The following is a 13659-nucleotide window of genomic DNA, read 5'->3' on the forward strand; positions in this document are numbered from 1 at the left end:
TAGCAAGTTACATGCGCCTCGCTCTAAAAAGCAGCATCCTTTCCGTATTTTTGTCATTTCTATTGTTGAACCTGGTTCACGCTCAGGATATTCAGGCTCCTGAAACCCAAGCGTATTCACGTGGGATCGATCTCTACGAAAAGGGCCTTTTTGAGGAAGCTGTTCAGCAATTTCAGTCTTTCAGTGATGCTCATCCCGCCCACGAATTGCGAATTTCATCGGATTATTACTTAGCAAGAGCATTGACCGGAATAGATTCCTCCAAGATCGAATCTTATTACCGGGAATTTGTGCTCCGTTATCCCGGCAGTGAATTTTCTGAGCAATTGTTGAAAGATGCAGGTCATAGGTATACCGACAAAAGGGAATACGAGAAGGCAATTTTATATTATCAGCAAGCGGTTGATTCCTGGATGCCTGACCGATCTGCTGCAGAAACGAAGTATTGGATAGCTGAAGCCGCCGCAGAGAATGAAGACTATTCCGATGCCCGGCGCTATTTTATGGAATTGGCGAATGAATATCCCGATTCCGAATGGGCTCCCAAAGCATTATATGCAAGGGGCCGGTTATACCTGAGCCAGGGACACTATGATGCTGCATCTTCGGCATTCGAGGTTCTTAAAGAACGCTATCCCAATAAAGAAATCACAAGAAGGGTGGGGACTGCTTTGGGGGAATCCTACTATATGCAGGGTAAATACCGGGAAGCTATTGAGGCCCTTCAAAATGCATTGCCGTATTTGGGAGAAGGATCACAGGTCAAAGCTGTTTTTCTGATCGCAGAAAGCCAAAACTATTTGGGGGAATATCAGGAAGCGTCTAAGTCGTATTTGCGTTATATAAACATGACCAAAGGAACTGATCAGGAACGGATTGCACATTACGGACTTGGCTGGGTGTATCACAAACAAGAGATCTATCACTGGGCTGCAGAATCGTTTGGAAGAGCTGCCGTTGGAAATGATGAAATAGCCCGAAAAGCACTTTACTATAAAGCTGTAAACGAAAAACTAAGCTCCCAGTATAAAGAATCTATTCAATCATTCAGGGAATTCGGAGATCGGTACAAAACCGGCCTGTGGGTTGAAATTGCCTATTATGAATGGGCGGTTTCTGCATTTCAGGCCTCTATTTACGGTGAATCCATAGAAGTTTTGTTAGACTTGGTTCGAAGTGATATGGAACTGGATGATCCCGGAAAGATCTACACTTTGCTGGGAGAAGCGTACTTTGCAAATGCTGAGTATACACGCGCCATTCAGGCTTTTGAGGAAGCGGAAAAAGTTGGGAACATAGATCCTGCTCTTAAACGGCAAGCTCGCTTTCAAAAAGCGTGGATATTATATCGGAATCAGGCCTATGAGCAGGCTCAGCCAATTTTTGAATCCGTATATGCTGAAGCGCCTACCACTGAGGTGGGGAAAGAAGCCTTGTTCTGGAGTGCCGACAGTTACTATAAATTGCGCCAGTATAGCAGAGCGGCTCAACGATTCAGAACATTTACTGAAAATTTTAGAGATGATGACATGATGGGGGCTGCCCTCTATTCCCTGGGTTGGAGTTATTTTCAAATGGGGCAGTACCAAGATGCTGTGGGACCTCTCAAGAATTTTTTAGAAAACTACAAGGCTCCCGATATTCAGCTTTTTCCTTATGATACAGACACTCAACTCCGGATTGGGGATGCTTATTATGCATTAGGTGAATACAGACAGGCCATTGAAAGTTACAATCAGGCCATAGGAGCCGAGCCCGGAGGTGACTACGCGATGTTCCAGATCGCCAACAGTTATTATCGTGCAGGCAGAACCTTTGAAGCCGTTTCTAACTTCAGAAAAACACTTCGCATTTATCCTTTCAGTCGATTGCGGGAGCAAGCTCAGTATAATATTGCCTACATCTATCTGAATACCAATAACTACTCACAAGCCATAGAAGAATTTCAAACGGTGATCGACAAATATCCGGGAACTGCTTGGGCGGCTCGATCTCAATATAATATCGGAGATGCTTATTACAATGCCGGTGAGTATAACCGGGCTATTACAGCCTACACTAAAGTTTTGGAAGACTATCCCAAAAGTGAGTATATCATTGAAGCGATCAATGGTATTCAATATGCGCAACTATCGGCCGGTAAATCAGATAGCAGTTCGGTGATCCTGGAGGAATTTTTAAGTGACAATCCAACCAGTTCTACGGCCGATCAGCTTCGGTATCGTCAGGCCCTCAATGTCTTCCAGACCGGAGACTATGAGAATGCCGTGAAAGAGTTTCGCCAGTATCTGAGAGTGACAAATTCTGAGGAGTTGATGCCCGAAGCTTATTCCAATCTTGCTGAGTCGTACAAACAGATTGGTAAAATGGAAGATGCAATTGAAGCCTATGAAAGTATTATTAATGAGTTTCCGGAAGATGAACTGGCTGCATCAGCGCTGATCTCGCTCGGAACGCTTTACTATGAACAGGGCGAATTCGAACGATCATATAGTAGCTATAATCAATTGCTCGAATCTGCAGGCAGGTATCGTCAGGAGGCTTATGTAGGAATGGGGAATGCCAGCCTGGCTATGAATGAAACAGAGCGTGCCGAAGAGGAATTTCAAGCTGCTTTGGAGGTTAACGCAAACAGTAATTCTGCAAAAGTTGGTTTAGGAAAAGTAGCGCTGCGAAAAGAAAATTTTGTTCAGGCACGAGACTATATGGCACCCATTGCTGAAAGCAGCAGTACCGAAATTGGTGCAGAAGCTCAATTTTACCTGGGACGGATCCACCAGTTACAAGAAGATTACACCGCTGCTATTGAAGAATATGGTAAAGTAAGCGTGCTTTTTGAGGCTTTTGATACCTGGGTATCGGAGGCTAAATACCGCAGTGCAGAATGTCATATTCGTTTAGGAAATCGCGGTGAGGCAATGAATATCCTGAACTCCATCATATCCAGATATCCCGGAACTCCGGCAGAGCAAAAAGCAAAGCGACTGTTAAACCAAGCTGATTCATGATCAAAGAAATTTCTCCTTCCTTATCACTGAAAGGAACTCTGACACTCCCCCCCGATAAATCTATTTCTCAACGCGCTGCCATTTTTTCTTTACTGCATGAAGGAGTTTCAGAAGTTGGGAATTACTCTTCTGCCCAAGATCCGCAAAGCACCCTAAGTTGTATACAGCAGCTGGGTGCGGAAGTTAAAAAAGAAGGTGAAAAGCTGATCATAAAAGGAACCGGCCGCAAAGGATTGAAATCACCGGACAAAGATTTGGATTGTGGAAATTCCGGTACAGCCATGCGGTTGCTTTCCGGAGTAGTTGCCGGCTCAGGTCTCTCAGCGAAACTGGTAGGAGATCCATCATTGAGTGCCCGGGATATGACACGAATCATCAAGCCATTGGAGCAGATGGGCGCACATATTTTAGCCCGAAACTCCGGTTATGCTCCACTTTTCATTAACCGGAATGAACCATTGAAGCCCTTGAAGTTCGAACTTCCCATTCCAAGTGCACAGTTAAAATCGTGTGTGCTACTGGCCGGATTATTTGGGGAAGAGGTTACGCAGGTTATTGAAGTGCTTCCCAGCCGTGATCATACCGAACGATTGCTGAATTTAGATCAGAAATTGGTGCAGGATCGTAAGATCATTTCGGCAAGTTGGGCAGATGAAATACCCAATCAAAGTTATACTATTCCGGGAGACTTTTCCGCCGCTGCATTTTGGCTGGTGGCCGGTGCCATTCAGCAGAATGCAGAGTTATTGATCGAAAATGTGGGGTTAAATCCTACCCGAAATGCTTTGTTGGAAATTTTAGGAGAGATGGGCGCAGACATTACCATAGAGAACGAGCGGATGGAAGGTGCCGAACCCGCCGGCGATATTGTGGTAAAAAGCTCTGCCCTGAAAGCCATTGAAATCGATCCTAAAATCATACCAAATTGTATTGATGAACTTCCGATTCTGTCGGTGGCAATGTTATTTGCAGAAGGAACTTCTGTTATATCCGGCGCTGAAGAACTACGCCACAAAGAAACTGACCGCATTATGGCCATCTCCAACATGCTGAAAGCTGTGGAAGCCAACTTTGAAGAACAAGAAGACGGCCTTATCATCCACGGAGACCCTGATTTCAGTTTCAAATCTGCCACCTTCGAATCCTTCCACGACCACCGGATCGCCATGGCCGCTGCCGTTCTTTCCCTAAAAGGAACGGGCATCAGTAAAATTCAAGATGCAGAATGTGCGGCCGTTTCCTATCCTACCTTTTGGGATGATCTCAAAAAAGTGATAAAGTAATTAAGTGATGAAGTAGTTTTTTTAAGATAATGGGTGCTTCAGAATAAAAAAGAAGCTTGTAAGCAATAGGTACAAAATTACCAATGCTCACTTCATTACTTTATCACTCTATCACATCATAACTTCTGACAATACGTCGGTCATTCCGTCAGTTTTCTTTCCGTCTCCCATAGTTGGCATTGGTATTGCTTATCTGATATTGAATTTGAACGAACCCTCATGCTCATGGGAGATTTTACAGAATTTGGTATCGAAATTGAGAGACATCTCTCTAAGCTTGGCAAAGATATTCAGCAGTTTGTCGAAAAAGTTGTGCCATTAGCCAACGAAGATAAAGACTTTGCTCCCGATTGTGATATCCTGGAAAGTGAAGAGGAATACAAGATCATGCTTGACCTTCCGGGGCTGTCAAAAAAGGAAATTGGGATCTCCCTTAAAAATAATGTGCTGACGGTGAAAGGTGAGCGCGAGATCACAGCCGGAGAGGGGGAAGATTTTAAGAGACAGGAACGACGACGCGGTGCATTTGCCCGTGCATTTGCCGTTCCACAGAATGTAAATGCGGCTGAAGTGTCAGCCAGTTTCAGAAATGGCGTTTTGACGATTGCGATGCCCAAATCAGAAGCATTAAAAGACTCACAATCCATTCCGGTTAAATAACATATTGACTACTGATATTCGCTACGACGCAGAGCGATCGTAGCGAGGATGGTGTAATAATATAATAATTAAGGCTCGTGCCTGACGCTCTGCGTCGGCACGGAAAGAAAAGACAAGAATATTTATAACAGTAAAAAGTAAAACAGAACAGACCAATGGGAAAAATCATAGGAATTGACTTAGGAACTACCAACTCATGCGTTGCCGTCATGGAAGGTAATGAGCCGGTAGTAATTCAGAACAGTGAGGGAGGGAGAACTACTCCTTCTGTTGTGGCATTCTCCAAAGACGGGGAACGACTGGTTGGAGCTCCTGCAAAACGACAGGCGATCACCAATCCGGATAAAACTGTAGCTTCTGTGAAGCGATTCATGGGACGCATGTTTAACGAAGTGAAGGATGAAACCAAACAGGTTTCGTATAAAGTGGTGAAGGGCGATGACGGCACAGCACGTGTTGAAATTGAAGATCGCAAATATGCACCACAGGAAATTTCTGCGATGGTGCTTCAAAAAATGAAGCAAACCGCTGAAGAATATTTGGGCGAAAAAGTAACAGAGGCGGTAATTACCGTACCGGCTTACTTCAACGATGCCCAACGCAAAGCTACTCAGGAAGCCGGTAAAATTGCCGGACTTGAAGTCAAGCGTATTATCAACGAGCCAACTGCGGCATCCCTTGCGTATGGGCTGGACAAGAAAGATGAAGATCAAACAATTGCCGTATATGACCTTGGTGGTGGTACCTTTGACGTTTCTATCCTTGAATTGGGTGATGGAGTATTTGAAGTGAAATCAACCAATGGTGATACCCATCTTGGTGGAGACGACTTTGATCAGCGCATCATCGACTTCCTTGCTGATGAGTTTAAGAAAGATGAAGGTATTGACCTTCGCAAAGATCCAATGGCGATGCAGCGACTCAAAGATGCTGCCGAAAAAGCTAAGATCGAGCTTTCAAGTTCACAGAAAACCAATATCAACCTGCCATTTGTGACGGCAACGGATTCAGGACCAAAACACCTGAATATTGATCTGAGCCGTGCAAAGTTTGAACAGTTGGTGGATGATTTGGTGAAGCGTTCTATCGATCCATGTAAAAAAGCGCTTGACGATGCAGGTCTTTCCAAGTCCGATATCGATCAGGTTATTTTAGTAGGTGGTTCAACCCGAATTCCAAAAATTCAGGAAGAAGTAAAAGCCTTCTTTGGCAAAGATCCAAGTAAAGGCGTAAATCCTGATGAAGTGGTTGCTGTTGGTGCTGCTATTCAGGGTGGTGTAATGTCAGGTGATGTGGAAGACGTTGTACTTCTGGATGTCACTCCGCTTACGCTTGGTATCGAAACTATGGGTGGTGTTATGACTCCTCTTATCGAGTCCAACAGTACTATTCCAACCAGCAAATCACAGGTATTCTCAACGGCAGCTGACAATCAAAGCAGTGTTGAGATCCATGTATTGCAGGGTGAGCGAGCCAAAGCTCAGGATAACCGAACCCTTGGACGTTTCCACTTAGATGGAATTCCACCGGCTCCACGCGGAGTACCTCAGATCGAAGTTACCTTCGATATTGACGCAAACGGTGTGTTGAACATTACCGCAAAAGATAAAGGAACCGGAAAAGAGCAAAGTATTCGTATCGAATCTTCTTCAGGATTAAGCGAGGAAGAGATCGAAAAAATGAAGAAAGCGGCCGAAGAACATGCGGAAGAAGACAAGCAGATCAAGGAAAAGGTAGAGAAACTCAATCAGGTCGACAGTCTGATCTTTTCTACCAAGAAACAGCTTGATGAATACGGCGACAAGATCTCCGATGATAATAAAAAGACCATCGAAGAAGCGGTCGAAAATCTCGAGAAAGTTCATAAAGAAGAAAATATGGACGAAATTGATGATGCGATCGAAGCCGTGAATAAGGCATGGTCTGCGGCTTCAGAAGAGATCTACAAAGCAACACAGGAAGAAGCTGCAGCAGGTGGAGCAGCCGGCACCGGCGCTAAAGGCGGAGCCGCCAATGGAGCTGAGGCTTCCTCAGAATCTGAAGACAGTGGCGAAGATGCCGTTGACGCAGATTACGAAGTTGTTGATGACGAAGACGACAAGTAAGCTGAGCATTCTCACTTACTCTCGATAAGTTTAAAATCCCGCTTTGGTTTTTCCGGAGCGGGATTTTTTTGTTTAATGAGTTTTTGTATTTAGTACTGTTAAGACTAATCAAAACTTTACGATATCATGTTTTCAGTACTTGGTCCAATGGCATTTATAATTCCTGCAATAATCTACTTGGTTATAATCGGTTTGGTTATTTGGTTGGTTCTTCGCTTGGTTCGCTCCAATGAAGAGATTGCGCAAAACACAGCTATGATTGCACAGTACCTTAAACAAAGAAATGCAATGGAGCGAGAGCAGGACAAAAACAGTAAATAAAATCAGAAAGTTTTCTAACTGAGCACGAAGAAGTTAATGTTGATTAAATGAACTGAGTCTGGTAGGGTTATCTGGGATTCAATAATTTGCATTGGGCAGACAAGTTGCCCGCCCTACGAATGGATGCAAATCAAGAGAATCTTAAAATCCTTCAAATCATGGTTTAAGGTGAAGAAGGGCTTTTTGCCTTTGGTCCATCCATCACCCCGCTCTTCGTGAATTGAACAAATGGACTTGTGCAAGCTGAGCGGAAAGATGGATTGCAGAGTTGCTTGTTTCAATCGTCAGGCCGCTGAGGCATTTTATTCCTGTCAAAAGATTTCCAAAACGAAGAGGCGAAGTTAGGTTAAATGGAGTACTTAAAAAAACAGCGATCATCCGCACAATCTGTGTCATCCGTGTTCTATTCCTCATGTCTTTCAAGCCCAACATTCTTATCTTTGAGGCATGAACATTTTAGCCATCGAATCTTCTTGCGACGATACCTCAGCTGCGGTTTTAACCGATGATGGAATCCAATCCAATATCATAGCATCCCAATCCATCCACCTAAAGTTTGGAGGAGTAGTGCCGGAGTTAGCTTCCCGGGCGCATCAAAAAACCATTACCCAAACGGTGGAACAGGCGCTGGACGAAGGAAATACTTCTTTAGATGAAATTGAAGCTATTGCCGTAACGCAGGGGCCGGGTTTGCTAGGTTCGTTGTTAGTCGGAATTTGTTTTGCCAAGGGATTGGCTCTTTCCAGAGATATTCCGCTTATCGGAGTGAACCACATGGATGCGCATATCTATGCTAATTTCATCGATCATCAGCCGGAGTTTCCGTTGATCGCACTAACCGTTTCAGGCGGACATACACAGCTGGTACATGTGAAATCCCCATTCGAGCATGAGATTATTGGTGAAACCAGGGACGATGCAGCCGGTGAAGCTTTTGATAAAATCGGTAAGCTTTTGGGGCTGCCATATCCAGCTGGTCCGCACATGGATAAACTCGCTAAAGAAGGAGATCCCAAATTTCATAAATTTCCTCAGGCACTACTCCACGAAGGCCTCGATTTCAGTTTTTCCGGGTTGAAAACCAGTGTGCTGTATTACTTGCAGGATAAAGAAGAGGATTGGATCCAAGAGCATTTAAATGATATTTGCGCCAGTGTATCTTTTGCGATCTCGGAGGTATTGGTCAAGAAATTGAAGCGAGCCATCAAACTAACCGGAGTGAAAACGGTGTTACTTGCCGGAGGAGTTTCTGCGAATTCCATGCTGCGGGAAAAATCTCAAAGGATGGCAGAAGAGATGGAAGTGAAGCTATATTCTCCCCAAATAAGCTACTGCACAGATAACGCTGCCATGATCGCCATGACGGGAAAAATGAAGGCCGATCTGGGGCATTTTGATGATTTGGACCTGGTGCCTTTTTCCTCACTTTCGTGAATGTTGAATGCTAAATTTTAAATGTTAAATGGGTTTAGTATTCCATTTAACATTTAAAATTCAACATTTAGAATTTCTGAGATTCAGCTACCGCCAATTGGTCAGCCCGTTCGTTTAATTCGATTCCTGCATGGCCTTTAACCTTCACCCAAACCACTTCATGTGGTTCCATGGCTTTCAGCATTGCCTGCCATAATTCTTTATTTTCGACCGGTTTTTTATTGGATTTACGCCAGCCTCTTTTCTGCCAATTCTTGATCCATCCTTGCGTAAAGGCGTTGATGATTAGGGCACTGTCACTGTGAATTTTGACCAGACAGGGTTTCTTCAGGGCATTCAATGCTTCGATCACAGCTTGCATTTCCATTCGGTTGTTGGTGGTTTGCGGATCGCCTCCGGAGAGTTCTTTCTCTTTGCCATTCCATTTTAAAATCGCTCCCCAGCCTCCCGGACCCGGATTTCCGCTACAGGCTCCATCGGTGTAAACAATAACTTCGGGTTTATTAGACATACTGTTTGGTGATCTGATTCAGATTCTGTTTCATAGATTTTGCGGCTTCGGCAACATGTTCAGGCCAATCGCCTTCATCTTTACCTGCATAGGTAATGCCGCGACTGGAATTAATCAGCGGAATTCCCTTATGATCCTGAAGTGCTTTAGCGAGTTCAGAAATAGAACCACCTTGTGCTCCAATTCCTGGAATTAACAATGCTCCTTTCGGATGATGCGACAACACACTTTCCGCCTCTTCCGCTTGCGTGGCGCCGATCACCATTCCCAAATGTGAATCAGAAAAAGCAGATTTTTTTGCAAGCTGATCGGCAATGAATTGCGACATCATGTCAAAACCGGAAAAGGGCTTTTTGAGAAAGTCGGAAGCACCGGGGTTTGAGGTCAATGTGAGCACATAAATTCCTTTGCTTTCATCCTTGGAAAAAGCTTTCAGTGTTTCAAAACCCATCAGGGGATTCAGGGTGATGGCATCCACTTCGAATTCATCCCAAAACGCTTTTTTATAGTGTTCAGCTGTAGAACTTATATCACCTCGCTTGGCATCGGCGATGATGATCTTGTCATCCGGAATATGTGCAATGACTTCCCTGAATACAGAGAGTCCATTGGACCCAAGAGCTTCAAAAAAAGCAAGATTTGGTTTAAAGGCTGCACAGTGATCAGAGGTGTAGTCAATCACCAATTTGCAGAAATAACTAACTTGTTCTTCAGGAGACTCAAACTGATCCTTTATCGGTTGAGGAAGAAGGTCAAGGTTCGGATCTAAGCCTACACACAAAACTGAGCCGGAATTCGAAATCGTGTTCTTTAATTTTTCGAGGAATGTCATAAATGAAAATTTTTGAGGAAGATAACATTTCTCAAAGCCAATGGAAGAAAGCATTTCCATAGGGTAAATAATGCATGTATATACTTGTAAAAGCATTGGGGAGCTGATGCAATTTTTTTAGCTTCATACTTTCATCCATAAATTAGATACTAATATGAGACTGATCGATACTGCATCTACTTATTTAACTTTGACTTTGATGGTTTTCATCACGGCATTTGCACCCAGCATAGCAGTTGCTCAGGATGATGCCGATTCCGACTCAACCGACACCGAAGAACTCAATGAGTTACCACTTGAGCCGGGCAGGGAATTTTCCTTTGATCTGACTGAAGGCTCCTGGATCTCGCTGGATGTGAGTCCTGATGGTGAAACCATCGTTTTCGATTTTTTGGGTGACCTGTATACTATTCCGATCGATGGTGGTGAAGCCACACAGATCACCAGCGGAATGCAGTTCGACAGTCAGCCTCGGTTCAGCCCGGATGGAAATAAAATTGCCTTTATTTCAGATGCTTCCGGTGGAGAAGGCGTTTGGATCTATGATCTTGAAACCGAAGAAAGTGAACAGCTTACGAAAGGAAAAGAAAATGAGTATCAGTCGCCCGAGTGGATGCCGGATGGTAATTATGTGATCGCCTCCAAAAATGATCCCGGTAATCACAAGATCTGGATGTATCATATTGACGGAGGTTCCGGGGTGCCTTTGACGGAAGAGCCGGGAAATTTGAGGATGTTGGAAGGAGCGTTCGGGGCCAATGACCGGTATGTATGGTTCTCTCGTCGATTTGGAACCTGGGATTATAACGCGTCACTGCCTCAATACGAGATCGCAACTTATGATCGGGAAACGGGTGAAATTACGGTACAATCCGATCGATATGGGTCTTCGTTTCGCCCAACGCTTTCAGGGGATGGCAAATGGTTGGTGTATGGAACACGCCACGATGAACACACCGGATTGGTGAAACGCGATTTAAAAACTGGTGATGAAAGCTGGCTGGCATATCCGGTTCAGCATGATGATCAGGAATCACGAGCTTCAAGAGATGTACTGCCCGGTATGTCCTTCACCCCGGATAACAAATATGTGGTTACATCTTATGGAGGAAAAATCTGGAAGCTGCCCGTTGATGGTGGAGATGCGGTAGAAATTCCATTCCGTGTAAAAGGAAGTATTGAATTAGGACCTGAGCTTGATTTCGATTACCCGATCAAAGATACCCCACAGTTTGAGATCACCCAGATACGCGATGCCGTTCCTTCACCGGATGGAAAGAGAATTGCGTTCACTGCTCTGAATGAAATTTATACGATGGAGCTGCCTGGTGGTGAGCCGCGTAAACTCGTCGATTTAGATGAAACACAGGCACAACCGGTTTGGTCACCCGATGGAGAATGGATTGCCTTTGTAACGTGGACCCCGGAAACCGGTAAGGTATATAAAGTTCGGCCGAATGGAAGAAGGTTACAGCAGATGAATGAAGAGGAAGGCGTTTTTCAGGATCCGGTGTGGAATAACGATGGGAGCCGTATTGTAGTGATCAAAGGACAACCACAAGATTTTCGAAATGCGACACGAAGAACGGCATTTCAGGGTACCAGTGATCTTGTATGGATCGATGCTGATGGAGGAGCAAATAACTTTATTGCATTTACAAACGGACGTTCAAATCCACATTTTGTGAAAGGATCGGATCGTATTTATCTATCCAGCTGGGGTGGTTTGGTTTCTATCCGCTGGGATGGAACCGATGAAAAAGAACACCTGGAAGTGACACGTAGCGGAGGTGGCCGTGCATCATGGATTCGTATGGCCCCGGAAGGAGATCAGGCCCTTGCTCAGGTTAATAGTGATCTATTCGTGCTCACAGTTCCTAAAGTAGGAGGAGAAGCCCCACGTATTCGTGTGGGTGGTTCTTCGAGTTCTTTTCCCAGTCATCAGCTGACGGATATCGGCGGGCAATTCCCTGCCTGGAGTTGGGATGCAAACCGTATCCATTGGTCAATTGGGAATGCGCATGTAATTTATGATTTGGAGGCAGATGAAGCTTACAACGATAGCGTTAAAGCCGCAAAAAAAATGGAAACTGAACAAGATGAAAAAGAATCAGAGGAAGAGAATGGCGAAGAAGTTGAGGTGGAAAAAGAGGAAAAAGAAAAAGGATATCAGCCTCAGGAAATTCGAATAAGTGTGATGGCGGATCGTGATATTCCTGAAGGAGATTTAGTGCTTCGCGGAGCAAAAGTGATCACGATGAATGGGGATGAGATCATTGAGAATGCAGATCTCGTCATCAAAGATAACCGCATTGTTGGAATTGGGGAGCGTGGGCAGGTTGATGTACCGGATAATGCTGAGATCAAAGATGTTTCAGGAAAAACGATCATACCCGGTTTTGTAGATACCCATGCACATTTTCGTCATCCTGTGAATTTGCACCGAGGGGAGTTTTGGTCTTACCTGACGAACCTGGCGTACGGTGTGATCACTACCAGAGATCCGCAAACTTCAACTACCGATGTGCTTACGTATCAGGATCTGGTTCACGCAGGTAAATTATTGGGTCCACGTGTGTATTCAACGGGGCCGGGTGTCTTCAGCAGCGAGAATATCAAAGACCTCGATCATGCCCGCGATGTGATGAAACGCTACAGCGATTATTATGATACCAAGACCATCAAAATGTATGGGGCCGGTAATCGTGAGCAGCGACAGTGGATCATTGAGGCTGCCAGAGAGCAGGAGTTAATGCCAACCACGGAAGGTTCTCTTGATTTCAAGGAAAACCTGACGCAAGTGATCGATGGGTACCCCGGACATGAGCATTCTTTCCCAATATTTCCCCTATTTGAAGATGTGATCGAGTTAGTGGCATTTTCACAAACAGCTTATACACCTACTTTATTGGTAGCTTATGGTGGACCCTGGGCCGAAAATTATTTCTATGCGATCGAACGTCCCCACGATGAGCCAAAGTTACAGCGTTTTATGCCCCATAATAATCTGGATGAACGTACCCGAAGACGAAATGCAGGCTGGTTCATGGAAGAAGAACATGTATTTGAAGAACTGGCGGCATTTGTGAACGATCTGGTAGAAGCAGGAGGCCGGGCCGGAGTGGGAAGCCATGGACAACTGCAAGGTTTGGGATATCATTGGGAGCTCTGGGCGATGCAGTCCGGCGGTATTTCGGAGCATGATATTTTGAAGGTGGCCACCATTCAGGGCGCAGAAGCTATTGGTCTGGAAACAGACCTGGGAACCATTGAGGAAGGAAAACTGGCTGATTTGCTGATCTTGAATTCTGACCCTTTGTTAAATATTCGAAATACGGCTGATCTGGAGTTTATCATGAAGAATGGACGGATGTATGAAACGGAAAGCTTGAATGAAGTATTTCCCACCCAAAAAGAATTACCAACCTTCTGGTGGCAAAATACAGAGCCAGTGAATGTTCCGGGAGTTCGGAAGTGATAAAGTAAGTGATGAAGTAAATCTGAT

9 protein-coding genes are annotated in these 13659 nt (G+C 44.7%); 7 read left to right on the forward strand and 2 right to left on the reverse strand.

Annotated features, from left to right (window positions below; translation table 11 throughout):
- Nucleotides 1-11 precede the first annotated feature (11 nt).
- The 6 genes from B151_RS0114670 (at nucleotide 12) to tsaD (ending at nucleotide 8811) form a co-directional block, all read left to right on the forward strand.
- Nucleotides 12-3008 (forward strand): tetratricopeptide repeat protein, encoded by a 2997-nt coding sequence (locus B151_RS0114670; RefSeq protein WP_051069759.1) that lies wholly within the window; start codon nucleotides 12-14, stop codon nucleotides 3006-3008.
- On the forward strand, nucleotides 3005-4291 hold the full coding sequence (aroA, locus tag B151_RS0114675) for a 3-phosphoshikimate 1-carboxyvinyltransferase (protein ID WP_020404405.1): 1287 nt from the start codon (nucleotides 3005-3007) through the stop codon (nucleotides 4289-4291). Before B151_RS0114670 ends, aroA begins: the two co-directional genes overlap by 4 nt.
- Nucleotides 4292-4516: 225 nt before the next feature.
- Nucleotides 4517-4951: an Hsp20/alpha crystallin family protein gene (locus tag B151_RS0114680; protein ID WP_020404406.1), complete on the forward strand. Its 435-nt coding sequence runs from the start codon at nucleotides 4517-4519 to the stop codon at nucleotides 4949-4951.
- Nucleotides 4952-5106: 155 nt separating this feature from the next.
- Nucleotides 5107-7056, forward strand: a complete 1950-nt coding sequence (gene dnaK, locus B151_RS0114685; protein WP_020404407.1) for a molecular chaperone DnaK — start codon at nucleotides 5107-5109, stop codon at nucleotides 7054-7056.
- Nucleotides 7057-7182: 126 nt separating this feature from the next.
- On the forward strand, nucleotides 7183-7377 hold the full coding sequence (locus B151_RS0114690; RefSeq protein ID WP_020404408.1) for a hypothetical protein: 195 nt from the start codon (nucleotides 7183-7185) through the stop codon (nucleotides 7375-7377).
- A 447-nt stretch (nucleotides 7378-7824) separates the two neighbouring features.
- Nucleotides 7825-8811 (forward strand): tRNA (adenosine(37)-N6)-threonylcarbamoyltransferase complex transferase subunit TsaD, encoded by a 987-nt coding sequence (gene tsaD / locus B151_RS0114695; protein WP_020404409.1) that lies wholly within the window; start codon nucleotides 7825-7827, stop codon nucleotides 8809-8811.
- 67 nt (nucleotides 8812-8878) lie between these two features.
- Here the strand turns inward: tsaD and rnhA are convergent, their stop codons facing one another.
- Complete coding sequence (rnhA, locus tag B151_RS0114700) at nucleotides 8879-9322, reverse strand: ribonuclease HI (RefSeq protein WP_020404410.1); 444 nt, start codon at nucleotides 9320-9322, stop codon at nucleotides 8879-8881.
- Complete coding sequence (gene pyrF, locus B151_RS0114705) at nucleotides 9315-10154, reverse strand: orotidine-5'-phosphate decarboxylase (RefSeq protein WP_157471054.1); 840 nt, start codon at nucleotides 10152-10154, stop codon at nucleotides 9315-9317. The genes rnhA and pyrF overlap by 8 nt, the downstream gene beginning before the upstream one ends.
- A 154-nt stretch (nucleotides 10155-10308) precedes the next feature.
- Here pyrF and B151_RS0114710 point away from each other — a divergent pair, with 154 nt between their 5' ends.
- Nucleotides 10309-13632, forward strand: a complete 3324-nt coding sequence (locus B151_RS0114710; protein ID WP_020404412.1) for an amidohydrolase family protein — start codon at nucleotides 10309-10311, stop codon at nucleotides 13630-13632.
- Nucleotides 13633-13659: the final 27 nt, after the last annotated feature.

Origin of the sequence: Gracilimonas tropica DSM 19535 (assembly GCF_000375425.1) — a bacterium.
Lineage (GTDB): Bacteria > Bacteroidota > Rhodothermia > Balneolales > Balneolaceae > Gracilimonas > Gracilimonas tropica.